30 protein-coding genes, 1 tRNA gene and 1 pseudogene are annotated in these 25,935 nt (G+C 64.1%); 7 read left to right on the top strand and 25 right to left on the bottom strand.

Annotated elements, in window-relative coordinates; all coding sequences use genetic code 11:
* Positions 1–393 precede the first annotated feature (393 nt).
* The 4 genes from LQ956_RS05160 to prsT form a co-directional block, all read right to left on the bottom strand.
* A complete protein-coding gene (locus LQ956_RS05160; RefSeq protein ID WP_238629565.1) occupies positions 394–1,671 on the bottom strand; it encodes a PilX N-terminal domain-containing pilus assembly protein in 1,278 nt (425 codons plus the stop codon).
* 104 nt (positions 1,672–1,775) lie between these two features.
* Positions 1,776–2,330 (bottom strand): PilW family protein, encoded by a 555-nt coding sequence (locus LQ956_RS05155; RefSeq protein WP_238629566.1) that lies wholly within the window; start codon positions 2,328–2,330, stop codon positions 1,776–1,778.
* Positions 2,327–2,800, bottom strand: coding sequence for a type IV pilus modification protein PilV (gene pilV, locus LQ956_RS05150; protein WP_238629567.1), 474 nt, complete (start codon positions 2,798–2,800; stop codon positions 2,327–2,329). The genes LQ956_RS05155 and pilV overlap by 4 nt, the downstream gene beginning before the upstream one ends.
* 116 nt (positions 2,801–2,916) lie before the next feature.
* On the bottom strand, positions 2,917–5,703 hold the full coding sequence (gene prsT, locus LQ956_RS05145; protein ID WP_238629568.1) for an XrtA/PEP-CTERM system TPR-repeat protein PrsT: 2,787 nt from the start codon (positions 5,701–5,703) through the stop codon (positions 2,917–2,919).
* A gap of 165 nt (positions 5,704–5,868) precedes the next feature.
* Here prsT and aroK point away from each other — a divergent pair, with 165 nt between their 5' ends.
* The 7 genes and pseudogenes from aroK to LQ956_RS05110 all read left to right on the top strand — a co-directional run bounded on the left by aroK (position 5,869) and on the right by LQ956_RS05110 (position 14,444).
* Positions 5,869–6,432, top strand: a complete 564-nt coding sequence (aroK, locus tag LQ956_RS05140) for a shikimate kinase AroK (protein ID WP_238621074.1) — start codon at positions 5,869–5,871, stop codon at positions 6,430–6,432.
* Positions 6,433–6,493: 61 nt separating this feature from the next.
* Positions 6,494–7,585, top strand: coding sequence for a 3-dehydroquinate synthase (gene aroB / locus LQ956_RS05135; RefSeq protein WP_238621073.1), 1,092 nt, complete (start codon positions 6,494–6,496; stop codon positions 7,583–7,585).
* Complete coding sequence (locus tag LQ956_RS05130) at positions 7,582–8,763, top strand: deoxyguanosinetriphosphate triphosphohydrolase (RefSeq protein ID WP_238621072.1); 1,182 nt, start codon at positions 7,582–7,584, stop codon at positions 8,761–8,763. Before aroB ends, LQ956_RS05130 begins: the two co-directional genes overlap by 4 nt.
* Positions 8,764–8,777: 14 nt before the next feature.
* Positions 8,778–10,337 carry an AAA family ATPase gene (locus LQ956_RS05125; RefSeq protein WP_238629569.1) on the top strand — a complete coding sequence of 520 codons (1,560 nt, stop codon included), beginning with the start codon at positions 8,778–8,780 and terminating at the stop codon, positions 10,335–10,337.
* Positions 10,338–10,390: 53 nt separating this feature from the next.
* Positions 10,391–12,148: a DNA primase gene (gene dnaG, locus LQ956_RS05120; RefSeq protein WP_238629570.1), complete on the top strand. Its 1,758-nt coding sequence runs from the start codon at positions 10,391–10,393 to the stop codon at positions 12,146–12,148.
* A gap of 143 nt (positions 12,149–12,291) precedes the next feature.
* Positions 12,292–14,163: pseudogene (rpoD, locus tag LQ956_RS05115) on the top strand (RNA polymerase sigma factor RpoD); the annotation flags it as partial.
* A gap of 204 nt (positions 14,164–14,367) precedes the next feature.
* Positions 14,368–14,444: transfer RNA gene (locus LQ956_RS05110), tRNA-Ile, on the top strand.
* 559 nt (positions 14,445–15,003) lie between these two features.
* On the opposite strand, the gene LQ956_RS05105 is transcribed toward LQ956_RS05110, so the two are convergent.
* From LQ956_RS05105 to LQ956_RS05005, 21 genes are all read right to left on the bottom strand, one after another.
* On the bottom strand, positions 15,004–15,492 hold the full coding sequence (locus tag LQ956_RS05105) for a hypothetical protein (RefSeq protein WP_238629571.1): 489 nt from the start codon (positions 15,490–15,492) through the stop codon (positions 15,004–15,006).
* A gap of 158 nt (positions 15,493–15,650) precedes the next feature.
* Positions 15,651–15,995 carry a head decoration protein gene (locus tag LQ956_RS05100; RefSeq protein WP_238629572.1) on the bottom strand — a complete coding sequence of 115 codons (345 nt, stop codon included), beginning with the start codon at positions 15,993–15,995 and terminating at the stop codon, positions 15,651–15,653.
* 16 nt (positions 15,996–16,011) lie between these two features.
* Positions 16,012–16,539 carry a hypothetical protein gene (locus LQ956_RS05095; protein ID WP_238629573.1) on the bottom strand — a complete coding sequence of 176 codons (528 nt, stop codon included), beginning with the start codon at positions 16,537–16,539 and terminating at the stop codon, positions 16,012–16,014.
* Complete coding sequence (locus LQ956_RS05090) at positions 16,536–17,081, bottom strand: hypothetical protein (RefSeq protein WP_238629574.1); 546 nt, start codon at positions 17,079–17,081, stop codon at positions 16,536–16,538. The genes LQ956_RS05095 and LQ956_RS05090 overlap by 4 nt, the downstream gene beginning before the upstream one ends.
* A gap of 75 nt (positions 17,082–17,156) precedes the next feature.
* Positions 17,157–17,603, bottom strand: a complete 447-nt coding sequence (locus LQ956_RS05085) for a hypothetical protein (RefSeq protein WP_238629575.1) — start codon at positions 17,601–17,603, stop codon at positions 17,157–17,159.
* The gene (locus LQ956_RS05080; protein WP_238629576.1) at positions 17,600–17,842 is read right to left on the bottom strand and encodes a hypothetical protein; all 243 of its coding nucleotides are present in this window, start codon (positions 17,840–17,842) and stop codon (positions 17,600–17,602) included. Before LQ956_RS05080 ends, LQ956_RS05085 begins: the two co-directional genes overlap by 4 nt.
* Complete coding sequence (locus tag LQ956_RS05075; protein ID WP_238629577.1) at positions 17,839–18,237, bottom strand: DUF1441 family protein; 399 nt, start codon at positions 18,235–18,237, stop codon at positions 17,839–17,841. The genes LQ956_RS05080 and LQ956_RS05075 overlap by 4 nt, the downstream gene beginning before the upstream one ends.
* 32 nt (positions 18,238–18,269) lie before the next feature.
* Positions 18,270–18,512: a MerR family transcriptional regulator gene (locus tag LQ956_RS05070; protein ID WP_238629578.1), complete on the bottom strand. Its 243-nt coding sequence runs from the start codon at positions 18,510–18,512 to the stop codon at positions 18,270–18,272.
* Between the two features lie 85 nt (positions 18,513–18,597).
* A complete protein-coding gene (locus LQ956_RS05065; protein WP_238629579.1) occupies positions 18,598–19,341 on the bottom strand; it encodes a DUF5131 family protein in 744 nt (247 codons plus the stop codon).
* Entirely contained in the window at positions 19,334–19,714 is a 381-nt protein-coding gene (locus LQ956_RS05060; RefSeq protein ID WP_238629580.1) for a hypothetical protein, read from the bottom strand. Before LQ956_RS05060 ends, LQ956_RS05065 begins: the two co-directional genes overlap by 8 nt.
* A 371-nt stretch (positions 19,715–20,085) precedes the next feature.
* Entirely contained in the window at positions 20,086–21,069 is a 984-nt protein-coding gene (locus LQ956_RS05055) for an AAA family ATPase (RefSeq protein ID WP_238629581.1), read from the bottom strand.
* Positions 21,059–21,451 (bottom strand): hypothetical protein, encoded by a 393-nt coding sequence (locus tag LQ956_RS05050; protein WP_238629582.1) that lies wholly within the window; start codon positions 21,449–21,451, stop codon positions 21,059–21,061. The genes LQ956_RS05055 and LQ956_RS05050 overlap by 11 nt, the downstream gene beginning before the upstream one ends.
* Positions 21,448–22,254 (bottom strand): DUF6011 domain-containing protein, encoded by an 807-nt coding sequence (locus LQ956_RS05045; protein ID WP_238629583.1) that lies wholly within the window; start codon positions 22,252–22,254, stop codon positions 21,448–21,450. The genes LQ956_RS05050 and LQ956_RS05045 overlap by 4 nt, the downstream gene beginning before the upstream one ends.
* Positions 22,254–22,457 carry a hypothetical protein gene (locus LQ956_RS05040; RefSeq protein WP_238629584.1) on the bottom strand — a complete coding sequence of 68 codons (204 nt, stop codon included), beginning with the start codon at positions 22,455–22,457 and terminating at the stop codon, positions 22,254–22,256. The genes LQ956_RS05045 and LQ956_RS05040 overlap by 1 nt, the downstream gene beginning before the upstream one ends.
* Position 22,458: 1 nt before the next feature.
* Entirely contained in the window at positions 22,459–22,713 is a 255-nt protein-coding gene (locus tag LQ956_RS05035) for a hypothetical protein (protein WP_238629585.1), read from the bottom strand.
* Positions 22,714–22,716: 3 nt separating this feature from the next.
* A complete protein-coding gene (locus tag LQ956_RS05030; RefSeq protein WP_238629586.1) occupies positions 22,717–22,890 on the bottom strand; it encodes a hypothetical protein in 174 nt (57 codons plus the stop codon).
* A complete protein-coding gene (locus tag LQ956_RS05025) occupies positions 22,883–23,128 on the bottom strand; it encodes a hypothetical protein (protein WP_238629587.1) in 246 nt (81 codons plus the stop codon). Before LQ956_RS05025 ends, LQ956_RS05030 begins: the two co-directional genes overlap by 8 nt.
* On the bottom strand, positions 23,125–23,286 hold the full coding sequence (locus LQ956_RS05020) for a hypothetical protein (protein WP_238629588.1): 162 nt from the start codon (positions 23,284–23,286) through the stop codon (positions 23,125–23,127). Before LQ956_RS05020 ends, LQ956_RS05025 begins: the two co-directional genes overlap by 4 nt.
* A gap of 273 nt (positions 23,287–23,559) precedes the next feature.
* A complete protein-coding gene (locus LQ956_RS05015) occupies positions 23,560–23,793 on the bottom strand; it encodes a monooxygenase (RefSeq protein WP_238629589.1) in 234 nt (77 codons plus the stop codon).
* A gap of 102 nt (positions 23,794–23,895) precedes the next feature.
* Positions 23,896–24,546, bottom strand: a complete 651-nt coding sequence (locus tag LQ956_RS05010; protein WP_238629590.1) for a hypothetical protein — start codon at positions 24,544–24,546, stop codon at positions 23,896–23,898.
* Complete coding sequence (locus LQ956_RS05005; RefSeq protein ID WP_238629591.1) at positions 24,546–25,856, bottom strand: tyrosine-type recombinase/integrase; 1,311 nt, start codon at positions 25,854–25,856, stop codon at positions 24,546–24,548. The genes LQ956_RS05010 and LQ956_RS05005 overlap by 1 nt, the downstream gene beginning before the upstream one ends.
* Positions 25,857–25,935: the final 79 nt, after the last annotated feature.

The following is a 25,935-nucleotide window of genomic DNA, read 5'->3' as shown; positions in this document are numbered from 1 at the left end:
AAGCCAATAAAGAAACACCTAAAAAATCAAGCCGGTAAGTAAACCCTTGCCGCCCAACCACATAATTGTGTAAAAAAAACTGACGGAGAAAATCATGCTGAAGGCATGAAGAAAGGATAAGAAGACGGCGCACACATGCCCGCGGCCAAGGGAGTTCCGCCCCCTCGCCGTCATTCCCGCGAAGGCGGGAGTCCGGGATTTCAATTTGACTGGATTCCCGCCTTCGCGGGAATGACCTGATCACTGCGAGGACCAGATCGCTTGACGCCCCTCTATCTTTGAGGGAAGGGGATTCCTGCCGAGAGGTTGCAAAGTCCGCCCGACCGTAGGTTCATAAGAACATGATATCCCTCCCCGCCCTGAACGGCGGGGCTTGTCGCGCACTGGGTCAAATCATATGTCCTGACCTTGGTCCATCACTTCACGCCAGGTCCATGTGAACTCCGGGCGGAGGGGATCCCAGAGGCGGTGTTCGGTCAACTGCTCCAAGGCCTTGCTGCTGTAGCGGATATCCACATTGCCCATCAATCCACCACCCGATTCCGCATGCTCGTCGAGCAGGGTAACCACCGCCCCGTAGATGCTGATATTGGCCAATTCGGTGTTCACGATGGCGCCGTTCACAAGGATGACCAGCCCTTCAAAAATGAACGTCCCCTTTGAGGGAAAAAGATTGACTGTGTGCATGATGTTATCGGACATGCCGCCGGAAATGACCAGAACACCAGCGCCATGAACGTTCTCAGACAGGCCGATGCTGCCGGAGCCGGTGATGTGGTAGACACCCGGCGTCTCGGTGTGAACCAAGTCACCGAGGCCAAGACTGCCGGTGTCCGCGGAGAGGCCAAGCTCAAGCGTGGAAACCATTTCGGAGCGGCCATTGAGCAACTCATGCACATACTCCTGCCAGCCGCGCCCCCCCGGAGGGCCGCCAAAAGCATCCGGCAGTGTGACCTTTATCTGGGGCTCGCCGGTTATTTGCGCCGGCAGATCAGAGAGGATATCGAGTGTCTCGGACTCCGTCAGATGACCCTCGGATGACACCAGGTGGATACCTGCCATGGATTCCGCTTCGTCCAGAAGGGTGCCTGTTAAACAGTTACCGACTTCGCAAGAGAGTTCGCTGGGGGGAAGCCAGTCCCCGCCATTGTAGTAAAGCTTGCCTTGTTTCGGCAGCACCCGGGCCAGCTCACAGGCGGCACCGATGCAGGTATAGGCGGAATCAGGCACCGGATCCCCCGAACCGGGGGGGCCAAGATACCGATCCACGTTCAGCTTGAGCACACGACGTGCGCCAATGCCCGCAGCCTCCCCGGTCACCGTGATTTCAGCGTGGCGCTCATCATCCAAGTAGGGATAGTCGACTTCAGCCGTCCAGTAAGCACCGCCAGGGCCACTCACATAATGGGGACCGCTACCGCCGATGGCCGCCAGCATGCCCTCTTCCGAATCCCAGGCGTCAGCAGATGCATCCGCCAGCACATTAACAACATTGACCAGCCCGCTCTCCGCCGCCATGAAGGCATCGGAGATCTGCTTGTGATTACCGGCAATCCTTTCCTGGATCAGCGCCGTGCTGATGCCGCTCACGCCCACAAGGGTGGCCAGGACAAGAAGCACCAGGCTGACCACCAGCACGGCACCCCGCTCGCGAACCGGAGAAATGGACATCTCAACCTCCCTGACAAGTCCGTCTGTCGCCTCGATTCATCCATTAGAGCAACCCGATACCCGGAAAACCTTGAACTGGTTCAGAGTTCGGTGCAGGCAAGAGGCTATTGAACGTAAGGCAGAAGGGCGTTGCGCAGCGCCACATGAAATTGCACAAAGTGCTCATGGACGGGCTGATTGGGGGCGGAACGGCTTTCAAAAACCAGGCTGATACGGACGCCGATGGTTTGGCCATTGCCCGGTATCGGGCTGATGACCATGGATCCATCCTTCAGCCCCGGCACCAGCTCATGGTTCTGGGTGGCGCCGTCGCCGCAGCGCAGACCACCGGCCGCCACGAAGTAGAAGACATCCCCTACCCCCACATCAACACCGCACCAGGCCAGATCCCGATCACGGGTCACCCGGAGTACCCCGTTGTCATGCTCCAGGGCACTGGCGCCCCGGATGTCCCGGACCATGAAGTCCACGCCGTAGCCGATGGCCTCTTGGAGGGCGGCCAGGCGCTGAGTCTCCCGATAGGCGGTCTGGTTGCCCAGAAAGACCTGGATCACCCCCGCCAGCAGCAGAAGGCCCAAGACCATGGCCACCATCAGTTCCACCAGGGACAGGCCCGACTGGCGCGGCAAGGGAATCCGGCAAGAGGAAGGTGCGCTCATAAGCCACCCCCTGTCGGCAGGGTGAGGCGGTACTCGAACACCGACTGACCGGAGGGCTCGTCAAATCGTCCCTCGGACCAGCGCACGGTGATGATCCATCCCCCATCGTCAGGGTCAGGGTCAATGGAACTGGCACTGAAGCCCGGCAAGGTGGCCTTGTCGGCATCAGGGGAGGGGGAATCCGTACTGTCCTGCCAGTAGCCCAGCCAGTCGGCTTCGACATCTTCCGGGTCCTGGAACGGATAATCCGGACTCAGACTCAGCCACAGCCGCTCGCCGGCATCCACGGCGATCACGCTTGCCAGGGTGCGCTGATAGGCGGAATGTGCCCCCTTGAGACCGTTCAGTTGCAGGGCCGCCAGCCCCAGCAGGCCGATGGACAACACGACCAGGGCCACCAGGACCTCGGTCAGGGAAAATCCTCCGTACCGCCCGGTACGGTAATAACGCACAGCACATGCAGGCAACATGGGTCGGCACCTCTCGCCAGATGTTCGTCCTTGAGTCCTTGAGTGTACACAGCACTGCGCATTTTTTGATGCACAAGACCCGGCCCCGCAGGTGCAGGGGCCGGGTCAAGCGACCGTCACTTCAGTTGCGACAGCAGGGCCTCGGCCGCCGCACGCTCGCTGAAGGCACCAGACTTGGCCAGCAAGGACTCAAGCACGGCACGGGCTTCTGCCGAACGCTGGTTGTGATGCAAGGCCAGGGCATGGTGATAGCCGATGGTGGGATCATCCGGCAGGGCCTCGCGAGCGGCCTGGATCAATCGGAGGGCCTCGACGGTATCCCCCTGCGCCAGCAGGGCCATGCCCAGGGTGTCCTGGATGTGAGGAATCTCGGGGGCCAGTCGATGGGCTTCCCGGGCCATTGCCAGGGCGCGCTCGTCCCCCTGTCTCAGATACATGAAGGCGAGATTGTTGAGTAAGATGGCATTGCCCGGCACCTGCTCCACCAGGATTTCATAATGGGGCAGCGCCCGGTCGTATTCCTCCGTTTCCAGGAAGGACGTGCCAAGCACCATCCGCGACTGGGCATCGGCGGGCACCGCGTCCACCCTGCCGGCCAGCAGTCGACGGGCCTGTTGCAGATCCCCTGCCCGGCGCCGGGCCTCGAAGTATTTGATGGCGGACTCGGTGGTGGCCTGGGCCTGATAGGAGGACTCATAGGCGTCGGCCGCCTTGCCGAAGGACTCGGCCGCGTAGTGAACATCCCCCTCCAACAACCACCCGAAGGCACGGCCGGCCTCCAGGGACTGCAGGCGGCGGGACAGGGTCAGAACTTCCTGTGGACGCCCCGCCTCCCGCTCCAGGTCGGCCAGGGCCGCCAGGGCACCCAGATGCTCTGCATCCAGCTCCAGGGACCGGGCCAGGGCGCCTCGGGCCTCGGCCGGGCGCCCTGCCTGGTGCTGCAGCAGACCCAGACGATAATGGGTTTCCGCATTCCGTGGCGCGATCTCGGTGAGGCGCCTCAGATGGGTGATGGCATTGTCCACCTGCCCGGACGCCGCCTGGGACAGGGCCAGGGTTTCCAGCAGAGCGGGATTATCCGGGTTGGCGGCACGCAACCCCTCCAGCAGGGAGACGGCACGCCGGGACTCATCGTTGTTAAGGTAGTAACGGGCCAGCAGGATCTTTGGTTCCAACGCCTCGGGGGCGGCGGCCACCGCTCGCTCCAGCAAGGGGCCGACCCGGGTCCGGTCACCCCGGTTTTCTTCCAGGTTGGCCAGCAGCAGCAACAGCCGATGGTCATCGGGACGTTGCTGCAGGGAGGACTCCAGAATCTGCCGGGCCTGATCCGGCCCCTCCATCTGCATCGCCAACACCGCCAGATTCCGGGTGGCAATGAGATTACCGGGTTCCTGGCGCCGGGCCCGTTCAAAGGACTCCCGGCCCTGGGCCAGATCCCCCAGCCCCAGATGCGCCACGCCGATCAGGTTGCTGAGCGCGGCCCGATCCGGCTGCTTTTCATCCAGCTCCTGCGCCAGGGTCAGGGCCTCCTGAAAATTGCGTTCTTCCAGCAGCCGCACCACCGTAGCCAGTTCCAGCATCTGCTCATCAGGAATAAGGGATTGCAGGGATTCCAGCTCCTTGAGCCCGGCCACTCGCTCACCGCCTTCGATCAGGGCTCGGGCCAGTCTCATGCGAGCGGGAATGGATTCCGGATCCAGCGCCACCCGTTCCCGCAGCAAACCGATGCCGGCCGCGGCATCGCCGCGCATGGCATGGACGCCCGCCATCAGCTCAAGGGCCAGCAGGTCTGCCGGATCCCGGGCCAGGGCGCGATCCAGGAGTACCTCGGCATCTTCCACCTGTCCGGCCTGCAGGCGGACGGCAGCCAGCAACCGATTGGCCGCAACCGAGTCGGGCTGTACCCGCACGAAACGGCCCAGATGGGTATCGGCCTGCTGGAGATTGCCCAGGGCATAGTGGGCGGCGCCGGCAAAGAACAGGGCCGGCAGATAGCCGGGATTGCCGCGCAGAGCGGTTTCCAGTGCGCGCACGGCGCCCTGGAAATCACGCCCATGGAATCGGATCATGCCGTCGATGTAGGCCGTGGCCGGCAGGTCGTTGCCCAGTCGCACCAACGCCCGATGATCTTCATTGGCCCCCTCCCAGTTCTGACGGGCAATGCGGGTCAGGGCCCGCTTGAAGTGGCCCATGTACGGCATGGCGGCACTTTCGATCATGCGGGTGAAGGCCTGCTCGGCATCATCCAGACGTCCCTGGGTGCGGAAGATCTCTCCCAGCAGATCCCAGGCATCGGTGTAGTCGGGCTGGTGTTCCAGGGCTTCGGTCAGGCGAAGCCTGGCACGGTCGATCTCTCCCTTGAGCAGGTGGACCTGGGCCAGTCCGGTCAGGGCGGGGGCATGATGGGGTGCCAGTTCCAGCGCCTTGCGGAAGGCATCGGCGGCATCATCGGGACGCTCCAACCCCAGCAGTGCCCAGCCCATCAGCACTTCGGCGTCACGGATGTCCTCGGGGCGCTGCAGACGGTCCGGATCAAGGCCGCTGACCACACTGTCGAACCGGCCCTGCATCTGCTGGGCGCGGGCCATGAGTACCGCGGCTTCGGGCGCGTCCCAACCCAGGTGCATAGCCCGCCGAAATTCACCCTCGGCGGCGGCGGCCTCACCCAGTTCCAGATGGGCCACCCCCAGTCGCCAGCGGGCCTCCACATGATTAGGTTCTGTCTGCAGGATGTTTCTGTATTCGATCATCCCGGCGCGCAGGTCGCCTTCCGCCTGAAAGGTCAGGGCGCGCTCCATGCGCTCATCGGCGCTGTAACTGGTCTGGCCACACCCCCCGAGCATGAGCGCCGGCAGCAGGATCAGAGCCGTCACGGAACGGGAAAGCAGGGTCTTTTGCATCATGCGAATGACTCCATGGTGAAGTGCGCACTGGAATGACAGCGGTCCTTGCCCGAGTGTAATCCACTTCCACCACCGCCGACATGTCCGCTGCATTTGCCATCCTTCACCGCTCCATGCCACCATCGCAACCACGTGAAACGAGTGGGATTCCCCGTCTTGGCCGGCATGTCCAACATCATCCTCATCGGCCCCATGGGTGCCGGCAAATCCACCGTGGGCCGCCACCTGGCCACCTATCTGCATCTGCCCTTCGTGGACAGCGACAAGGAAATCGAGCGGCGCACCGGGGTGGACATCCCCACCATCTTCGAATACGAGGGCGAGACCGGTTTCCGGGACCGGGAATCGGCCGTGATCGACGATCTGTGCAATCGTCAGGGCATCGTGCTGGCAACGGGCGGCGGCGTGGTGATGCGCCCGGAGAACCGGACCCGGCTCGCCCGGTGCGGTCTGGTGGTCTATCTGCGCGCCTCGGTGAATACCCAACTACGACGCACCTCCCGGGACCGCAACCGCCCCCTGTTGCAGACCGACAATCCCCGCGCCCGCCTGGAAGCACTGTTCCGTACCCGCGACCCCTTGTACCGGGAAATCGCCCACCTGATCGTGGACACCGACCGGGAACATCTGCGCGGTACGGTCAGGACCATTGCCCGGCGTTTCCGGCGACCGGGGGGGGCTGCCGCACCCCCCCGCGGTGTGGGTGCGGACCAGGTGGTGGGAACCTGACGCATTCATCCCGGCTTACCGCATCTGGTCTTGGTTTTCACACGTCGAGTATGATGGCCCTATGGACACACTCACCGTTGATCTTGACGAACGTAGCTATCCGATTCATATCGGCCGGGGTCTTCTTGACGAACCGGCGCGGTTTGCCCAGGCCCTTGAGGGCCGGCGGACCATGGTGGTCACCAACGAAACCATCGCGCCCCTCTATCTGGATACCCTCACCCGGACCCTGGCCCGGACCGGTTCCGGCCCGGTGGAGACGGTGGTCCTGCCCGATGGCGAGCAGTTCAAGAATCTGCAGACCCTGGATGCGATCTACACTGCCCTGCTGGAGCGGCGCCTGGACCGCGGTGCCGTACTGATCGCCCTGGGCGGCGGGGTGATCGGCGACATCACCGGCTTTGCCGCCGCCAGCTATCAGCGGGGTATCGATTTCATTCAGGTCCCCACCACCCTGCTCTCCCAGGTGGACTCGTCCGTCGGCGGCAAGACCGGCGTCAATCACCCTCTGGGCAAGAACATGATCGGGGCCTTTCACCAGCCCCGTCTGGTGTTGATCGACACCGACACCCTCAACACCCTGCCCGACCGGGAACTGAGCGCCGGCATCGCCGAGGTGATCAAGTACGGCCTCATCGATGATCCGGAATTCTTCCAGTGGTTGGAACAGCACCTCCCCCGCCTGCGGGCGCGAGACCCGGAGGCCCTGGCCTTCGCCATCCGCCGCGCCTGCGCCGACAAGGCACGGGTGGTGGCGGAGGATGAGCGGGAATCCGGCCGCCGCGCCCTGCTCAACCTGGGCCATACCTTCGGCCACGCCATCGAGACCGGACTGGGCTACGGCCGCTGGCTGCACGGCGAGGCCGTGGCCATGGGCATGGTGATGGCCGCACGGATGTCCTGCCGCATGGGCTGGATGGGCGAGTCCGACATGGAACGTATCACGGCCCTGATCCATGCCGCGGGGCTGCCCGTCGAGGCCCCGCCGGGACTCTCCGCAACCCGGTTTCGGGAGTTGATGGCGGTGGACAAGAAGGTCCGGCAAGGTCGGCTGCGACTGGTGCTCATGCGGGGCATCGGACAGTCACTGGTCACCGCCGACTTCGATCCCCTCGCCCTGGACGATACCCTGGAGGCCTTGGCCCGCCCATGAACACCCATCCGGCGCCCGCCATGGAACCCGAGCGCTTCGCCCCTTATGCGGCGCATGAGTGCAGCAGCCGGGGGCGCCATCACCCTGAAGACCCGCCCCGCTATCGCAGCGAGTTTCAGCGCGACCGGGACCGCATCATCCATTCCACCGCCTTCCGGCGTCTGGAATACAAGACCCAGGTATTCGTCAATCACGAGGGGGACCTGTTCCGTACTCGCCTCACCCATAGCCTGGAAGTGGCACAGATCGCCCGTGCCATCGCCCGGGTGCTGCGTCTCAACGAAGACCTCACCGAGGCCATTGCCCTGGCCCACGACCTGGGTCACACCCCCTTCGGTCATGCCGGTCAGGATGCCCTGAACCTGTGCATGGCCGATTACGGCGGGTTCGAGCACAATCTGCAGTCCTTGCGGGTGGTGGATGTGCTGGAGGCCCATTACGCGGAGTTCGACGGCCTGAACCTGACCTTCGAGACCCGGGAAGGCATCCTCAAGCATTGCACCCCGACGGCGGCACCCACCCTGGGCGATGTCGGGGCCCGTTTCCTCCTCGGCCATCAGCCCAGCCTGGAGGCCCAGCTCAACAACCTGGCGGACGAAATCGCCTACAATAACCACGACGTGGATGACGGTCTGCGCTCGGGGCTGATCACCGTGGATCAGCTTCTGGAAGTCACCCTGTTCCGGGAGGCCTTCCATGAGGTGCGCACCCGCTTCCCGACGCTGAGTGAAAAACGCACCCGCCACGAAGTGATCCGCCGTATGATCAACCGTCTGGTCACAGACCTGATAGACAGCAGCCGGGCCCGCATCATCGAGGCCGCCCCGGACAGCCTGGAGGCCGTGCGCCTGCAGCCCCGCCCCCTGATTTGCTTCAGTCCACAGATCCGGGAATATAACCTTGAATTGAAACGGTTTCTGCGTCAGCATCTCTACCGGCATTACCGGGTCAAGCGCATGACCGTCAAGGCAGCCGGGGTGCTGACAGCGCTGTTCCAGGCCTACATGGCCGACCCTGCGCTGTTGCCCACCGAACATGAACACAAGGCGAAACGCCTGGCGGCGGAATCCGGCGACACCGGCCGGGCCCGCGCCATCGCAGACTATCTGGCAGGCATGACCGATCGTTTTGCCATTGCCGAGTACGGTCGCCTGTTCGACCCGAACACACTCTCATGACACCCAGGTAAGCCATGGCCAACGACATGCTGTCCGCCGACTGTCTCGAAAGACTCGGACTCCAGCAACAACCTTTCGGTCCAGTCGCCAACGAGGAATTCCTCTACACGGATCCGGCCACCGACATGCCGGTGAACGTGGTCCTTGAACATCTACGCAATGACCAGAACATCGTCATCCTCAAGGGCGAGCTGGGCGTGGGCAAGAGTACCCAGCTGCTGAAGATACTGGGGCAGGGCCGAGAGAACCTGGACTTCTGTGCCTTCAAGGCCCGCGCCAACATCAGCCTGGCGGCCATCGACTACACCGTGCGTCAGTATTGGAAGGATGCGGCCCCGCCCCAGGGCGGTGATCATCTGGACGGTTTCATGACCGCCATGATCCAGCAGGGTATGCGCCCCATACTGGCCATTGACGATGCCCATCTGCTTGACTCGGAAGTCCTGGCGGAGCTGGTTCAGACCCGGCGCCATGTCCATGATCAGACCGATCGATGTTTCGGCCTGCTGCTGGTGGGCGAACCGGAGATTGAAGAACGTCTGAGCACCCTGGATGAGTCCCTGGACACCCCGGAAACGCAAATGACCGTGCAGATGCGCCCCTTTACCCGGGAGCAGACGGCCGCCTATCTGCGTCACCGGCTTCAGGCCGCCGGTCTGGAAAACCCCCGATTGCTGGACGATGATGCGATCCAGGCGATCCACCGGGATTCCGCAGGGTTGCCCGGACGCATCAATACCCTCGCCAACAAGCGCCTTGCCGCCCTGTTCGGCAACCCGGGCGCTTCCACGGCACCCGAAGACGAGGAAACCGACGACGACGACGGCACCGGCACCGCTGCGGCCTTCTGGCAGCAGCGCTGGTTTGCGCCGGCAGTGGCCGGCGTGGTCCTGGTGGCCGTGGCACTGACCCTGACCAGCCTCTTCACGGGTCGCGACGATACCCCGGATACCACCCTCAGCCAGCCCATCATGTTGCCGCAGCAACCCTCCCGGCCGGCACCCGTGGAACAGCCTCAGGACCGCATCCTGCAGCCGGTACCGGTTCAGCCTGTGCCAATCACGCCGCCCCGCCCGGCACCGGCACCGGCACCGGCACCCGATCCGACCCCGATGCCGGAACCGGAGCCGGAACCCGAATCGATGCCGGCGCCTGAGCCCGCACCTCCCGCCCCGGCACAACCGGCACCGGCACCGGCACCGGCACCGGCACCAGCGCAACCGGCACCAGCGGCACCGCAACCGCCCGCTCCGGCGCCGACCACGGCAGACGGCAAACGCATCCGTGATGTCCAGTGGCTCCGCGCCCAGTCTCCGGATCGTTTCACCGTCCAGATTCTGGCCGGGGGCAATGAGGCGGCGGTCCGGGACTATGCCCGCAACACCAATCTGCCCGGAGATGTCGCCTGGTTCCCCATGCGGCGTGGGGAACAGACCCTGTATGTGCTGATATTTGGCTCCTATGCCACCGCCGACGCCGCCCGCAGCGCCATCCCTGCCCTGCCGGCGGAAGTCCGGCGCAATCAGCCGTTCATCCGTAGTTTCCGGTCGGTGCAGGACGCGATGGCGAACTGATTCAGCCGCCGGCATGCCCTTCTCCCCTCGCGGGAGAAGGGCCAGGAAAGTCCATGTCCCGCATTCCCCAAACCTTCATTGATGAACTGCTGGCCCGTACCGACATCGTGGAGCTGGTGGGTAGCCGCGTTACCCTGAAGAAACAGGGCCGGGAATATACCGCCTGCTGTCCCTTTCACGCGGAAAAGACCCCGTCTTTCTATGTCACGCCGCAGAAGCAGTTCTATCACTGCTTCGGCTGCGGCGCCCACGGCACCGCCATCAGCTTTCTGATGGAGTACGACAACATGGAGTTTGTCGAGGCGGTGGAAGAGCTGGCTCGACGGGCCGGGATGGACGTCCCTCGGGAAAGCGGCCCGGGACGCCGGGATAGCGAAGACTTCCAGCGCCTCATCGCCGCCCAGGAGGCCGCCGCCGCCCATTTCACCGACAACCTGAGGCACCACCCGGAGGCCGTGGACTATCTCAAGCAGCGGGGACTTACTGGCGAGATCGCCCGGGATTATCGCCTGGGTTTTGCCCCCAACGTCCGTGATGACCTGCTCCGGACCCTGAGCGGGGAATTTGAGGAACAGGAACTGCTCAGCGCCGGCCTGGCCACCCGTCGGGACAGCGGCCCGCCCTATGACCGGTTCCGGGGCCGCATCATGTTCCCCATCCGCGACAGCCGCGGCCGGGTGGTGGGCTTTGGTGGTCGCCTGCTGGGGCCGGGCGACCCCAAATACCTGAACACCCCGGAAACCCCTGTGTTTCATAAGGGTCAACACCTCTACGGCCTGTATGAAGCCCGCAAGGCCTCTCCCCGGCTGGAGGAACTGCTGGTGGTGGAAGGTTACATGGATGTCATTGCCCTGGCCCAGTTCGGCCTGCGCAATGCGGTGGCCACCCTGGGCACCGCCACCACCCGGGATCACCTGGAACGACTGTTCCGGGTGGTCCCGCACCTGGTGTTCTGCTTCGACGGTGATCGGGCCGGCCGGGAAGCCGCCTGGCGTGCCCTGGAGCAGACCCTGCCGGTGATGCGGGACGGGCGTCAGGTCCGTTTTCTGTTCCTGCCGGAAGGTGAAGACCCGGATACCCTGGTGCGCCGGGAAGGTCCCGAAGGTCTGCAGGCACGCATGCGTCAGGCCCGCCCCCTGTCAGATGTGCTCATCGACGGACTCCGGCAGCGCCATGACGCCGGCACCCGGGAAGGTCGGGCCGCCCTGGGCGCCCAGGCCGCACGGCTGATCCGTGACATGCCCGAAGGCCTGCTGCGAGCCCAGATCATCAACGAACTGGCGCAACTGGCCAGTGTTTCCACGGATCAGTTCGAACGGGGTCTGGGTCCGCGTGCCCCCGACGACACCCCGGCGCCCTCGCCCCCTCCCCGCCCCTCCCCGGCGACCCGACGGCAACGACTGGAGATCACGCCGGTACGCCTGGCATTGTCGGTACTGCTGGACCAGCCGACACTGGCTCAGGACCTGGGTGACATGCACTGGCTTGAGCACCTGAACACACCGGGGGTCAAAGTCCTGGTACAAGTGCTTGAAACTCTCAGGCAGAACCCCCATCTAACAACCGCGGGGCTACTGGAGCGCTGGCGAGACAGCGAAACCGGCCGGCATCTACTAAAATTGGCCCAATGGCAGCCGCCGCCCAGCCAGGAAGAAGCGGTGCCGAAACTGCTGCAGGATGCCCTGGGCCGCCTGCGTCAACAGTACATACAGCAGCGCACCGAGGCCTTGCTGGCCAAGGCGTCCCGGGCGGCCTTGTCGGATGATGAAAAGGCCGAACTGAAAACCTTGCTGATCAGGAAGCCTCAGTAGGCCACGCACAGCATCAAGGCCACCCGCAGGATAGCATCCTGTTTCGGGTGAAGATGGTAGCGACCCATATTGAGTGCTATACTTGAACGTTTCAGTCCCGGCCAGAGCCTCCCCGGTTTGCGCACAGGTCCCAGCTTGAGCAGGTTTCCATGAATCACGAAGAACAGCAATCCCGCCTGAAGGAGCTCATCGCCAAAGGCAAGGAACAGGGCTTCCTGACCTATGCCGAGGTGAACGATCACCTGCCGGACACCATCGTCGATCCCGAACAGATCGAAGATATCATCGCCATGATCAACGACATGGGCATCACCGTCCATGAGCAGGCGCCTGATTCCGACAGCCTGATCCTCTCCGATAGTTCCGTCTCCACCGACGACGACGCCGCCGAAGAGGCCGCCGCCGCGCTGGCCTCCGTGGATGGCGAATTCGGCCGCACCACCGACCCGGTGCGCATGTACATGCGCGAAATGGGCACGGTGGAACTGCTCACCCGCGAAGGCGAGATCCAGATTGCCAAACGCATCGAGGACGGCCTGTCCCAGGTGCTGTTCGCCCTGGCTCACTACCCCCAGTCCATCGCCTCACTGCTGGCCGAGTGGGAACAGGTGGAAGCGGGCGAAACCAAGCTCACGGACGTGGTCGTCAGCTTCATCGACCCCAATGCCGACGAAATCGCTGCCGTCTCCCTGCCCAAGGAAGACACCCCTTCCGTGAAGGCCGCGGAAGACGGCGATGACAGCGATGCCGACGGCGACGGTGATGACGACGACGGCGACGACGAAGCCGCCCCCGAGGACACCGGTCCGGACCCGGAAGAGGCCCGCATCCGCTTCACCCACCTGAAGGGCATGTACGAGAAGGCCATTGCCCACGCCGGCGCCGACAAGCGGGAAGAATACCGCCAGGCCCGGGAGGAGCTGGCTCGCTACTTCATGGAGTTCAAGCTCGTGCCCCGCCTGGTGGATCAGCTCACCGCGGACCTGCACGGTATGGTGGAACGTATCCGCAATCAGGAGCGTGCCATCATGCGCCTGTGCGTGGACACCTGCCAGATGCCCCGCAAGGACTTCATCCGCACCTTCCCGGAAAACGAAACCAACCTGACATGGCTGGATGATTGCCTCAAGGGCAAGACCAGCAAATACAAGGAACTGCTGGCGGAACATCGGGATGACATCCTGCGCGCCCAGAAGCGTCTGGTGACCATCGAGGAAGAGTCCAGCCTCACCATCGGTGAGATCAAGGACATCAACCGCCGCATGTCCATCGGCGAGGCCAAAGCCCGCCGCGCCAAGAAGGAGATGGTGGAAGCCAACCTGCGTCTGGTGATCTCCATTGCCAAGAAGTACACCAATCGCGGCCTGCAGTTCCTGGACCTGATCCAGGAGGGCAACATCGGCCTGATGAAGGCGGTGGACAAGTTCGAATACCGCCGCGGCTACAAGTTCTCCACCTATGCCACCTGGTGGATCCGGCAGGCCATCACCCGCTCCATCGCCGACCAGGCACGCACCATCCGTATCCCGGTGCACATGATCGAGACCATTAACAAGCTCAACCGCATCAGCCGGCAGATGTTGCAGGAGATGGGTCGGGAGGCCACCCCGGAGGAGCTGTCCCAGCGCATGGAGATGCCGGAGGACAAGGTGCGTAAGGTGCTCAAGATCGCCAAGGAGCCCATCTCCATGGAGACGCCCATCGGTGACGACGAGGACTCCCACCTGGGAGATTTCATCGAGGACGTGAACGTGCAGTCTCCGATCGAATCCGCCACCCGGGAAAGCCTGTCGGAGACCACCCGCGAGGTCCTGGCCAGCCTGACCCCCCGGGAGGCCAAGGTCCTGCGCATGCGCTTCGGCATCGACATGAACACCGACCACACCCTGGAAGAGGTGGGCAAACAGTTCGACGTCACCCGCGAGCGCATCCGCCAGATCGAAGCCAAGGCCCTGCGCAAGCTGCGCCACCCCTCCCGCTCGGAGATGCTGCGCAGTTTCCTGGATCTGGAATAACTGAAATAATGGAATAACTGGAATAATTAAGCCTGGTTCACCGCCAGGCCGCCCCGCAAACGCGGGTGCGGGTCTGGCGGTGAACAACAAGACGCGCCACGCCAGGGGCAGAAACACCCCCCGCAAATGCCGGAAAACCCGGGACAAGCTTCCCCTGTCGCCCGATCTCTTGTATCTTCCCCTATCCTTGATTTCCTTCCCCTTGGGCCTGTAGCTCAGTTGGTTAGAGCAGGGGACTCATAATCCCTTGGTCGTCGGTTCGAGTCCGACCGGGCCCACCATAAAATCAGACACTTACAGCCGCCCAACGCCCCCACGGCCTTCCCCCTCCCCCGCTGGGCTCCCCTGGGGCTCCTAAGCGGAACAATCCGGGCAGCGGGTGAACGGATCGGGCACCCTGCCGGTGCTGGCCCAGGTGGGCGGCGCTGCCGGCCCCTGATCCGCCTCCCGGTGCGGCCCTGGGCAGGGTATCCGCCGACCCCTGACCCCGGTCCCGGTGTCACCCGCCATGCAATCGCTGGGCCACGCGAAAATCCAGGCGTTCAGAATCAGCGGCTTGCGATTTGATGGCCTCGGTATTGCTTGCTGGAACGGATCGTGCAGCCATGCATGGTTCATTCCGCCATGCACAGATCGGACCGGGACAAAGAAAAGCCCGGATCTCTCCGGGCTTCTGCGATGGGTGCCGCGTTTCGGGTCCGGTGCGGCTTGCCGGTACGCCTCCGCCGGGAGGCTCGGCGGATTCCCTGGATGGGTGCGAGCCGCGTCCCAGCAGTGGACCGCTCGCTGTCGGGGTTCGATTTGGACCGGGGGCACTCGCCGACCAATCCCCCGCCGGGATCACCCGGTGCTTTGCATGACGGCTTTAACTTCGGCGTCAGGCACAATCCGGCTTTCACCACCGGGCATGGTCTGGCGGGCGGTGAAACCTTCGGGAAGTCGTCCGGCTTTGCAGGCGGCCTCCCATTCGCTTTGATGAATCCTCCGGTTGCCATTCGAGACAACAAACGGCAGGGCGGCATAGACCGGCATCCCGGTGAGCGCGGCGGGACTGGATGCCTTCGGTGCTTCCGTTTTCGGTGGCTCGTAGGATGGCCGGGCGCTGGTGGCCAGGAATCGCCGAACGGAACCCGGCTCGTTGTCGCAGACGGGCGTGAACGCTTCGCCATTGATGGCGGCGTCCCGGTTCACCCCGTCAACGACACAACGCGGTGAGAATCCGCGCTGGTCCAGGCTGGCCATGTCGCTGACAGCGACCAAGGCGGACGGGTGCGGTTCGCTGGCCAGCTCCCAGCCGCGGCCGGTTTTGGTGATGACGGAAAAGGGCATGTGTTAATCCTCAAAATCGGCGGAAGGGGCGGAATCCCCCGAACGGGCGGAATGGCGCGGGTGCTGGACCCGTGGGCTTCTCGGGTTCACCCTCGGGGGCATCCTCGGGCGCATCCTCGGGCGCATCCCCGGGTTCGGGCTTGTCGTCGTCGGCCATGTCATCGGATGACGATGGACAGGGCGCCAAGATCCGCCACGGCCTGGGCTTTCTCGGGTCCGGTGATGCCCTCGGGCCAGATCAGATCCGACCCCCGGACTTCAGCTAGGCGGACCACAGCCACGGCCTGATCGCCTTCGGTGGCATGGCCGAACAAGACCCCGGCGGCTATCTCGGAGCCGTCATCGGCTTCAGGATCCAGCGGCAAGAATCCGGCGCCATTGCTGGCCAGGACGGTTCCCGGCAGCATGTCGGCCAGGGCGGTGATGGTTTCGCGGGAGATAGTCCCGTTGCCCTCGCTGACGAGAAAGGCGCCGTTGTGAGCGGTTTCGTGGATGACGGTCATTTGTGGTTTCCTCGGGTTAGGCAGCCAGGATCAAGGCCAGGTCAACGTCCGGGCGCCGGGCGGGTTCGGTGCCGGTCAGCTCAAAAATGGAGTCGCAGATTTCTTCTTCGCGGATCTCCAGGGCGCGGCGCTTGTCCCGCAGCTTGGCGATGATGGCGGGCCGGTCGGCCATCGGTGCGCCGGCCTCGGAGTCGGCAGGCAGACGGGCCTTCAGCAGCTCCTTCACCCGCTCGGGTGCCAGGGCGCAGAAAAGGGCCGATAAATCCAGGTCAGCGGATGCGTACAGGTCATTGTCACCGCCAAGGAATGAGCGGACGTTGGCCCTGAAAGGCCTCATATGGTCCGGCAGGCCTCCCGGCTCGGTGAAGGCGTAGGCGTCCAGATCGGCCCGGCTTGCTTGTGCGTCAACCCACGCGTCAATCCGGGTTTCAGCCTCGGCCCGGCTCAGCGGCGCGTGTTCAACGCGGTCAATCTCGCCTTCAACGCGGGCAATTTCGGCCCGGACTTTCTCCAGATCGGCTTCCAGTTTGGCATGGGTGGTCATTCGCGGAACCCTCGGGCAATGGCGGCAAAACTCGGTGCGGATTGTGCGGCGGCTTGCTGGCCATGCAGGGTGTACCCGCCAAAATCGGGAACCTCGGCGGCCTGGGTAGGTGCCCGTTCCTCCTGAACCTCAGGGCGCGGCATCCGGGCGCCACGGCCCACGGGCGGCTTGATGGCGGCCAGTTTCGGGAACAGGTTCAGCCACGGCCCGGCCTGGGTCTGGATGCGCTCGAAGTTCGCTTCCCGGCGCTCCACCTCGTCTTTCAGGTCGGCAATTTTCCGCATTGTGCCGGGCGCAATGCCCAGACGGTCAGCGGTGGTCATGTCATCGGGAGAGTCCCGGCGCTCGTCGGCAATCTCCCGGCACTCGTCGGCAGAGGCCCGCCAAAGGTCGAACAGGTGCGCCGTGGCCTTGTTTTGGGACCGGGCCAACAGCTCGGCCAATTCTTCGCGGGCTTCGCTCAGCTTGTCCCGGGCGGCGGCGTGACGGGCGCGCGCGTCTTCGCAGGCGTCCAAAAGGCGGAAGTATTTTTGGGTGTTCATCGACGGTCCCGATTGTGGATTCGGGATCAGTTTCCGAGGAATCGGGCGGCAGTAATACCGGGCAGTTTCTGCCGGTCAGCGGTCTTTGACGATGCGATGCAGGGCGCTGGAATCGGTCGGGCAATCCATCCGAGACATGGCCTGGAACAGCTCAACGCGGACCGGATCATCCGCCGGTGGGCCTCCGCGTTCCTGGTCCCGCTTGAACCCGGTGGACTGGTAGCGGCGAACCCGGGCGGCCAATTCCACGGATCGGCTCCAGGGCGAACCCGGCAGCAGGCGCCATGCCCGGCGCAGGTATCTATCCCGCTCGGTCTTGAGTCGCTGGGTCTGCAGGGTGCGGCCGCCAGGTGCAGGCCGGAGTCCCAGCAGTTGGTCCAGGCTTGCGCCGTCATCGATGGCGGTGACGAGTGATCGGTGCAGCCAGGCACGCCAGGGTTCGGGCATGACAATCCCGCTCAGCAGCCAGGCACGCAGGTAGTCCAGCCGCTCAGGTGCGGGCATGTCCTCGGGATGCTTCACCGGCCACGCCTCCAGGGACGGGCCATGACCCACTGCCGGGCGTCACCCGGGATGGGCTGATCCGATTCGATGGCATCCGCGATGCGGTCCAGGACGTCCACGTCGATGGCGGGCGGCGGGATCAGGCGCCGCTCGGCCAAGGCGTCCCGCAGGGTTTCAACGTCGATGCCGGTCAGCCGGTGGATCTCGTCGGGACCGGCACCGCCACGCCATAGCTCAACGGCACGGGCCACGTTCATCTGCTCAACCCGTCCAGCAGCCATTGCCGGGCGGCTTCGTTGTCCGGGTTCGGATCGGTGCCGAGTGTGGCCAGGCTGTCAGCCAACCCTTCCATGGATGCGTGGATGATCCGCTCCACTTCCTCGGCCTGATCGCCGGACATGCCGACGCGCTCCAGGCGGTCGGGTATCGCCAGCAGGGATTGCGCGACAACGCTGAAGCTCCGAGAAACGGTGTTCTGGACTTCTTCAGCCCGGATCAATGCCCGCTCCTTCTCGTCGGCCTCGGCCTGCCGGAGACGGGCAAGGGCTGTCTCCTTTTCGGCGCGGGCCTTGTTGAACTGCGCGATATAATCGGACTGGGCTTCCTTCCGCTTCCGGCCTGCGCCGGGTCTTGCTCCACCATGACCTTTCATAAGCTCACCTAATGATTTCTATCAAGTTTTGATTATGGTTCACTGGCAAAGCCCGCGCTCGTCGATTCCCCGTAGCGGCAGACGGTCGGGAAGGACCCGTTCCGTTTCTGCGCCGGTTTTCCGTCATCGGTCAACGATTCCAGGGCGTCGATGTGAATCACGCGCTTGCCGCCGATGATGCGGCAGGCAATCACGCCATCATCCACCATGCGTTTGAAAGCTCCAGGGTCAGCCACCAAGCTGGCGGCCTCATCGGTAGTCAAATACTCGTTCATTTTTCGTCATTCCTTTGTGGGCGTGGGCAGAAATCCACCCATGCCACGGTATTGGTTGGGGCCTGATCGTCGCTTATAGGGCTTCTCAGGCGGTCGGTTTTGGCGCGGGGTGCGGCCATTCCTTGATTTCACGGCCCCGGATCAGGCATCCGCCTTTGTCGCGCATCCCACCCCACTGCTTGAAGAAAGCGGGCACGCCTTGCTCCCGACATTGCCTCAAAACGCCTTCAGCCCATTCCGGCTTCATCGGCCTTGCCCCTGGGCCAGACTCCCCGCCAACAATCACCCAGTGGATGCCGGTCAGGTCCAGATCCCCCAGATCCTCAAGCAATGGCTCAACGCTCAGGAATCGCACCAGGGCGGGCACGTCGCGCAACTGCTGAATCCGGGGAATGCCGTGCTTCCTGTCCTCAGCGGTCACGCCAAGCCAGACATTCCGGTATCCGGTCCCCCAGTCTGCCGGGAGGCAATGCTTGATCCTTGGGGCGCGTTTTGTCAGCAGTTGCCAGTCCAGGGCAGGCGTGGCCCTGATCGTGTCCCACAGGCGGTCACGTTGCCCCTCCGGTGCGCTCTTGTCTGTCCAGTCGCACATGGAGCCACAAAACACCAGGCGGCGCGTTCCCTCCTTTTCTGCCTTCCTATTCCAGGTGTGCGGCTTTTTCCAGTTGGATTCACTCAACGCCTTGGGCGAATCCTCCCAGTGGTTGCCGCCGGTGCGCCTGTCCAAAGTTTCGGCGTAGCAGTTGGCGCAGCCGGGGGACACCTTGGAACAGCCCCACCAGGGGTTGAACGTGCTGTCGGTCCATGCGATTTCAGTGGAATCAGCCATGATCGGCCTCCCGGTTATCGGTTTCATTCAGAAGCCAGGTATTGGCGGCCCGGCGGCCTACGTTGTCCTTCCGGTGCGGGACCGGCTCCCGGTCGGCGGCATCCAGCCAGGCGCGGCGGTATCCGTCCAGCAGGGCGGCCCGGTTCTGGCGGCCCAGGGTGCGGGCGTGGGCGAATCGCCGATCCTCTGGCAGCAGGGGCAGATCATCCAGCGGCCCCGGCTCCGGCTTCTGGTCGGCATCCGGCACCAGCGGGCAGACACCAGCGGGGCGGATGAACTCTTGTTCCAAGGCATCGGCCACCACCAGGCGTACCCACTCCATCGGCCTGGCGGCGAAGTCCGGCCAGCCGTCCGGATCGCTGTACCAGCTCAAGGCGGATTCAGGGTCGGCTCCCAGCTCCAGGCAGGCGGTGATGATCTTGGCCTGGGCCGCTTCCCGGTGGTCGGTTTCGGGGTCTGCAACTCGCGCATCAGCGGGCCATGCAACCGGCGCAACAGGGGGTGCAACTGGCGCAACTCGCGGGGTGTTTTTTGGGGGCCTGAGTTGCGCTTGTTTCTCGTCGTGAGTTGCGTCCGAGTTGCGTTGCTTGTTGCGCTTCAAAGTATTGATAGCTAAGGCTTTCAGCCCTCCGGGTTGCGCCTGAGTTGCGTTGCTTGTTGCGCCTTTTTGCAGTCTGAGTTGCGAGTTGCGTTTACTAGGGGGCGCAACTGCGCAACTCGCGGGGTTGCGGGGGGTGAGTTCGGTCATTTTTTCGCCCTCGTTCCGGCCTGCTCATCGGTCAGGTAGCCGCCGGCGACGGCCCGCTTGGCGTGACGGTTCACGTTGGACTTGTTGATGCCCAGTTCTAACGCCACCTCCTTCTGACTCAGACCTTCCCGCAGCAGATCCACCACGCGGTCGAATGTCGATTCCTCAACGGTCCGGGTTGCCCAGACCTGCAGGCCCTGGCCATCGGTGGTCAGGGTCGCTTCCAGCCCCCTCACGTCATCGCCAAGGATGCCCCGGGCCTTCTCGAAGTGGATCTCAAAGCAGGCGCCTTGCTGCGGGTCGTAGTCGGCGGGGCGGGACAGCCTGATTGACGTATCAAGCACGTCCTCCCGGCGGCTGGTCCCGCGCTGCGCTCCACCCTTCCCGGCGTGATGGATGAACAGCACGGATCGGCCGGCAGCCCGTTGACGCAATGCCCACGCCTGGACCGGGGTCCACCCGTCCGCCTCATTCTCCCGGGTGGCGGTCAGCGTGCTGATGTTGTCCACCACGATCAGGCGGTGATCCGGGGTCAGGATGGATTCGATGGCCTCCTGCCCTTCCTCGGTATCCAGACGGGGCATGCCTTCCGGCTGCAGATCCGGGGTCACGATATCGAACGGGGCGCTTGCTTCGGTCTCGCTGGTGGCGACAATGGCCGCCAGGCGCTCCTGCATCGCCCCTGCGGGCATCTCTCCATCCAGGTACAGAACGCCACTGGGTCGTGGCGCCTCCCACGTCAGGAACTGTCCACCGGACGCCACGGCATAGGCCACCCCGAGGGCGAAGTGGGTTTTCCCGATGCCCCGGGCGGCGTAGACCATGCACAGACCCTGCGACGGCAGCCAGGGGGCAAGCAGGTTTTCCCGGGGTGGAAACTCACGGGTCAGGAAGTCACGCAGCCCCGCCACCTTCACCGGGCGGAGTTCGCGCTTTTCCGGCTCCCGCCTGGGGATCTCAACCACGATGTCACGCGGCATGATCGGCCTCCCTGCTCATGTAGCGGTTGCCGGTGCCCATGTCGAGAATCCGGCCCACGCCAGCGGTCAGCATTGCCACCACCAGGCCGTGGACCTGGTCGCCGTCAACGTCCCCGGCCCGCACCAGTAAAACCGGATCAGCCCCGGCCAGGCATTGCCAATCCATGTCGGCGGGATCTTCACCGGGCGGGCATGCGGTCACCAGCCTGGGGCTACGGGGTTGCGGCGGATTCCATGCGGCACGGGCAGCATCCCACGCACGGGAACCGACTACGCACCACAATGACGGGTGACGACCATCGGGCGACGTTCCCCAGTAGCCGGGCAGGTTGCCCTGCCGGGCCTGGGTGATCTGGCGGCCGAAGGGTGGGAGGCGCTTCATGCCGCACCTCCCTGGCGCTGCTTGAAAACAGCATCAGCCACCCGGATGGAATGCTCCAGGCCCAGGGTGTGGGCGCAGCCGGGCCCGATTCCCAGAACCCTGGAAACCGGGTCTGTCAGCGGCCGGTTGCAGGCGTGACACTTACCCAGATCGGCTAGGCGAGCATACAGCGGCAGCGGCCAGTCCCTGTTTACCGGGACGCGGACAGCCTCCAGGACGGCGGCCATCAGTGCATCAGACGGGTTTCCACGGAAGGCGATAACGGTGGCGAGCATGTCATAGCCGACCTCATGAATCCTTGCCGTGAATACGCCTTCATCGGCAATGACAACCAAGTGGATGGTGTCGATAAGCTCCACCCATTCCTGCCTGGCGTCGAGAAGAATGTACCGGGTGACCTGGGTTTCAGCCCGAACCTGGACCTGACAGCCGTCACCGGCCAGGGTCAATGTGATGCTGCGGGCCTTCATCTCCGAATCACTGCCCAGCGGGTCAGTGAATTTATCCAGCCAAAGCATGACCGGGAATTTTTCCGGGCGGTCGGTGATGGTGCGGAATCCGCGGCGGTGAAGGTCTGCACACAATTCGGCGGCCTTCCGCGCTGATTCCTTCGCAGCCTCACGGAAGAACTCGTCATATTCCTCGTCGGTCATCTGCTCCATGGGTTCCGCCGGCTCTGCAGACTGGAAGCCTCGAAGGTCGCAGACGGATTCTGGCCCGTTGATTTCGGTGACGCGGACCCCGGCTTGACCAAGGTTGTGGTAGACCTTCCACTGAGGGCGGTTGTTTCGCTTTCCGTTCATCACGCACCCCCTTCATTGGTGCCGATCATCAGCCGGTCCAAAGCCTGCAGATACCCCTGGTCCACAGCCGGACGGCGGCGCCATGTCCGCTTGGCGCGGCGTGACACGCGGCTGGGCTTGGTGTAGGCTTCGGGGGTCGGTGTTTTCTTTTGTGCCCCTGCCTGGTTGGTCCCCGGGCGGGGGTTTTTCGTTTTGCGGGTCATGTCAGCTCTCCTTGTCGAACAGGTCGGATCCGATCAACCGGGCCATCATGTCGTGGGCGCGATTGGCGGCAAACTCGGTCAGCAGGCACAATCCCTCCACCTGGTAGTCGGTCAGGGTGCGCTGATCGTCATCGGCGGTTGCCTGCTCTCGGATCAATCCGACGGCGGCATGGATGCCGGTCAGGGCGCCCAGGATCTCGTCCCGGTGCAACTGGACGCTCCAGCCAATGCGTTCATTCGTGTTGTTCAAGTCCATGGGTCAGCCCTCCATCCCTTCGAGGATGGCCCGGATCTCTCGGGCGGCATCGGTGCTGGCGGCCACCAGTTCGGCGTCATGCTCACCCGGTACGCCTTCCAGGGCGGCGCCGGTGAAGCTCTCAATGCGCCGGGCCAGGGATTCGATTCGAGCAAGGGCGCGGCCGGCGTCAGTCATGGCGCACCTCCCGGGATGCCAGGTCACGGCTGATGCCGTCTGCCAGGGATCGGGCGATACCGGACACGGCACGGGCATCAACAGGCGTCATATGCCTGGTTGCATCTTGGGTCAGGTTCAGACAGATGGCGGCCACAGCGTCCAGGGTGGACCGGCTCATGGCGGGCAGGGCCGCCCGGATCGCATCCGCAGTGGCCAGCAGTTGCCGCTCGATGGCGGCGTCAGTGAGATGTGTCATGACCGCACCTCCTGGGCTTCCAGGGCGCGGGCCTTGGCCATGTGCTGGTTGTACCGCTTCAGGCGGACGGACAGGGACGAATCGGCCCGTAACGCGGCCATTGCCATGGCGCGGTGGGCTTGGGCGCGTGCGGACGCACGAAGGGTGAGGATCTTCATGGTGTGGCTCCTTTGTGTTTTGGAGCCGCTCCCCTTTCGCCAAAAAGGGGTGGCGACTGTACGCAGGTTGGCGAACCGGCCACAAAGGAAACCGGCAGACCCCGAAGGATCTCCCACGCACAGCCACCATAGACGCGACAAGCGGACGCAAAAATAGCGCCGGTGTCGCAGGTGATGGCGCTGATGCGCCTTTGTGTTCCAGGTCGCCAAACCTGGCCGGTGATGCGTCACCGACGTGGCCAGTATGTAACGGCTTGAGGGTTGCGGTCAACATCACGCGGCCGCCTTGGACTGGGCCAGCAGGCGGACCACTGAATCGGCGGGCCAGATCAGTCGGCCGTTGGGCAGCTTCCCAGGGCGCAGTCCGTAGAAGCTCCCGGTGCGGCACAAGCGGACGCGGATGCTATCGGGCTTCATGCCGATGGCCCGGGCAAGCTCGGGCGTGGTCAGGGGGTGGGGCTCGGCGGCCTGGATGCCGTCGCGCAATGACTGAAGGGCTTGGGACATGTCGCGCACCTCAATTTGTGTTGATAGGTGCGTTCATGTTGGCTGGATGCCGGGCGGTTTACATGGAAGGTTCCAGTCTACTTTTTTTGCTGAATCTTCCGATTATGCTTTCCGGGCGTCATCTTCCGTGAACGGCTCTTCCGGTTGCTCGGTGATGTTGACCAGGTCGGTGACTGCCTTCCACATGCCCCATCGGGCCTTGTCTGGTCTTTGGTAGCAGTTGGCCATTTCCCTTTTGATTAGACGTGCCTTGGCGGTCGCGTTGGCCCGCTTGGCCCCTGCCTTGGTGGGCTGGATATGATCCCTTGGCCTTGCTGGCTCCGGTAGGTTGCAAAGCTCAATCAGGAACTGTAGATCCTCGTCCAGGCGCTTGGTGAACTCATTTACCCGCCAGAGCCTCCCTGTGCACGAGAACCCAGTGCGCTCATCGGCTTTGGTCTGCAGCACGCCGGTAAAGGGCGCGTCCAGCTTCTCTCTCAGCTTTTGCGCGGCACGGGCAACGCTTCCGGCCTGACCTCGAAACTCCCTCCAGTCCCGATTATCTATGAACGTAGAAGCGGGAACGCAGGCGGCGTAAAGGATACCGGCGGCGACGTCCTCGGGGTTGGCGGCCTTGAAATCGGGAAGCAGGGGTGCCCCTGTCAGGGTCTCCCAGATACCTTGAAAGCCGGGATCTTCAATCAGCAGGATGGCACCAGGACGCCAGGGGCCATTCAGCAGGCGAGTCAGAACCTTTCCGGGGATTCCCGCCATCACTTCACCCTCCGCATCCGGCCGGCCCCGGCCCGGGGTTGCGGGATACCCGCCTCGGTGAGAATCCAGCCTTCAATCTTGGTGTGCCATTGGCGCAGCAGGTCCAAAGGGCGGCGGCGGTAATGCTTCTCCGCAATGGCGCTGGGCTTGTGTCCCTGAATCTGGGCCACGACACCCACGGGACACTCCACCCACTCGGACAGGGTGCCGAAGGATCGGCGCAGCCCGTGAAGGGTGATATGGGGGAGTCCGGCGGCCTGGAGGGCGCGATTGTGGGCGTGGTTGCCCTCGGACATGCGGCCTGATTTGCTGGTGGTGCTGGAGAATACCCACTCGTTCCGGCGCGGCAGGGCATCCAGCATGGCGGCCACGGCGGGTGTCAAGGGTACGGCCCGCTCCCCCTCCACCTTGTCCTTGATGGTCAGGGACAGCCACTGAAAATCCACGTCCTCCCAGCGCAGGTTTGCCAGTTCCTGGGCGCGGCTCCCGGTCAGCAGCAGGGCCCGAAGGTAGGCGGCATGAACCGGATAGGGCAGCTCCCGCACGGCCTTGAACCACGGGGCCAGTTGCTCCCGCTGAAGGCAATCATCCTTCGCCCGGGGCTTGGGCACGGATCGGCGCACGGTCTTGGTCAGCAGGGCGGCGGGGTCCACCAGCCCCCGGTATTCCGGTTGTTCGGCGGCCCAGTTGAGGAACGTCCTCAGCAGGCGGAACGCACGGGCGGCCACGGTGGGTCGGGTGGCTTTTTCCCGCTCCATCCATGTGGCCAGGCGCTCGGGGGTCAGGTCCGCCAGGCGTTCGCCACGCAGGGGATACAGGGCACCAGCCTTGGTTTTCCTCGGGGACCGCTTGCGGGCCTGTCCGGGGGCGGTCATCGCCCGGTCGTGATCTTCCCGGTGGGATTCGCTCCAGTCGGCTTGACGGGCTTCCACATAGGCGTCCCAGGCATCCGCCAGGGTGACAACGGCCCGGGCCTGCTCCTGCCGGGCCTGATCCGCCTCGGCCTTGCGCTGAGCCTTCTCCTGCCGGGGGTCAATGCCCTGATCCACCAGGGCGGAAAGGCGCTTGGCCTCGGTGCGGGCTTCCGCCAGGGTCCAGGTTTCCCGGTCCCCTATGGTGATCCGCAGGGGGCGGCCTGCCCACTTGCGTTGAAAGATGAACGCCACGGCCCCGGTGTCCCGGGCACGTAGCCCAAGCCCCGGCTGGTGCGAGTCCCACAGGCATGCGCTCCGCTTGCCCTGGGGGCAGGTGAAGGCGCTCACGCGGGCATGGGTGAAGTTGGTGCGGGTGTTAGAATCGCGGGCAGCCATTGGCAACCTCCTTTCCAGGTCTGCCGGTGGTCAGGGCCTCGGGGTGATGGCGTCACCTCGGGGCCTGTTTCGTTTCTGG

It is taken from the genome of Ectothiorhodospira lacustris (genome assembly GCF_022227845.1).
GTDB lineage: Bacteria > Pseudomonadota > Gammaproteobacteria > Ectothiorhodospirales > Ectothiorhodospiraceae > Ectothiorhodospira > Ectothiorhodospira lacustris.
Note: the sequence above shows the minus strand (reverse complement) of the source record. Positions and strands in the feature narration are given on the sequence as shown.

Coding starts and splice junctions, on each gene's coding strand:
- LQ956_RS05160 (WP_238629565.1), bottom strand. CDS start 1,671: ATGTCCATTTCTCCGGTTCGCGAGCGGGGTGCCGTGCTGGTGGTCAGC.
- LQ956_RS05155 (WP_238629566.1), bottom strand. CDS start 2,330: ATGAGCGCACCTTCCTCTTGCCGGATTCCCTTGCCGCGCCAGTCGGGC.
- pilV (WP_238629567.1), bottom strand. CDS start 2,800: ATGTTGCCTGCATGTGCTGTGCGTTATTACCGTACCGGGCGGTACGGA.
- prsT (WP_238629568.1), bottom strand. CDS start 5,703: ATGATGCAAAAGACCCTGCTTTCCCGTTCCGTGACGGCTCTGATCCTG.
- aroK (WP_238621074.1), top strand. CDS start 5,869: ATGTCCAACATCATCCTCATCGGCCCCATGGGTGCCGGCAAATCCACC.
- aroB (WP_238621073.1), top strand. CDS start 6,494: ATGGACACACTCACCGTTGATCTTGACGAACGTAGCTATCCGATTCAT.
- LQ956_RS05130 (WP_238621072.1), top strand. CDS start 7,582: ATGAACACCCATCCGGCGCCCGCCATGGAACCCGAGCGCTTCGCCCCT.
- LQ956_RS05125 (WP_238629569.1), top strand. CDS start 8,778: ATGGCCAACGACATGCTGTCCGCCGACTGTCTCGAAAGACTCGGACTC.
- dnaG (WP_238629570.1), top strand. CDS start 10,391: ATGTCCCGCATTCCCCAAACCTTCATTGATGAACTGCTGGCCCGTACC.
- LQ956_RS05105 (WP_238629571.1), bottom strand. CDS start 15,492: ATGCCCTTTTCCGTCATCACCAAAACCGGCCGCGGCTGGGAGCTGGCC.
- LQ956_RS05100 (WP_238629572.1), bottom strand. CDS start 15,995: ATGACCGTCATCCACGAAACCGCTCACAACGGCGCCTTTCTCGTCAGC.
- LQ956_RS05095 (WP_238629573.1), bottom strand. CDS start 16,539: ATGACCACCCATGCCAAACTGGAAGCCGATCTGGAGAAAGTCCGGGCC.
- LQ956_RS05090 (WP_238629574.1), bottom strand. CDS start 17,081: ATGAACACCCAAAAATACTTCCGCCTTTTGGACGCCTGCGAAGACGCG.
- LQ956_RS05080 (WP_238629576.1), bottom strand. CDS start 17,842: ATGAACGTGGCCCGTGCCGTTGAGCTATGGCGTGGCGGTGCCGGTCCC.
- LQ956_RS05075 (WP_238629577.1), bottom strand. CDS start 18,237: ATGAAAGGTCATGGTGGAGCAAGACCCGGCGCAGGCCGGAAGCGGAAG.
- LQ956_RS05070 (WP_238629578.1), bottom strand. CDS start 18,512: ATGAACGAGTATTTGACTACCGATGAGGCCGCCAGCTTGGTGGCTGAC.
- LQ956_RS05065 (WP_238629579.1), bottom strand. CDS start 19,341: ATGGCTGATTCCACTGAAATCGCATGGACCGACAGCACGTTCAACCCC.
- LQ956_RS05055 (WP_238629581.1), bottom strand. CDS start 21,069: ATGCCGCGTGACATCGTGGTTGAGATCCCCAGGCGGGAGCCGGAAAAG.
- LQ956_RS05050 (WP_238629582.1), bottom strand. CDS start 21,451: ATGAAGCGCCTCCCACCCTTCGGCCGCCAGATCACCCAGGCCCGGCAG.
- LQ956_RS05045 (WP_238629583.1), bottom strand. CDS start 22,254: ATGAACGGAAAGCGAAACAACCGCCCTCAGTGGAAGGTCTACCACAAC.
- LQ956_RS05040 (WP_238629584.1), bottom strand. CDS start 22,457: ATGACCCGCAAAACGAAAAACCCCCGCCCGGGGACCAACCAGGCAGGG.
- LQ956_RS05035 (WP_238629585.1), bottom strand. CDS start 22,713: ATGGACTTGAACAACACGAATGAACGCATTGGCTGGAGCGTCCAGTTG.
- LQ956_RS05030 (WP_238629586.1), bottom strand. CDS start 22,890: ATGACTGACGCCGGCCGCGCCCTTGCTCGAATCGAATCCCTGGCCCGG.
- LQ956_RS05025 (WP_238629587.1), bottom strand. CDS start 23,128: ATGACACATCTCACTGACGCCGCCATCGAGCGGCAACTGCTGGCCACT.
- LQ956_RS05020 (WP_238629588.1), bottom strand. CDS start 23,286: ATGAAGATCCTCACCCTTCGTGCGTCCGCACGCGCCCAAGCCCACCGC.
- LQ956_RS05015 (WP_238629589.1), bottom strand. CDS start 23,793: ATGTCCCAAGCCCTTCAGTCATTGCGCGACGGCATCCAGGCCGCCGAG.
- LQ956_RS05010 (WP_238629590.1), bottom strand. CDS start 24,546: ATGGCGGGAATCCCCGGAAAGGTTCTGACTCGCCTGCTGAATGGCCCC.
- LQ956_RS05005 (WP_238629591.1), bottom strand. CDS start 25,856: ATGGCTGCCCGCGATTCTAACACCCGCACCAACTTCACCCATGCCCGC.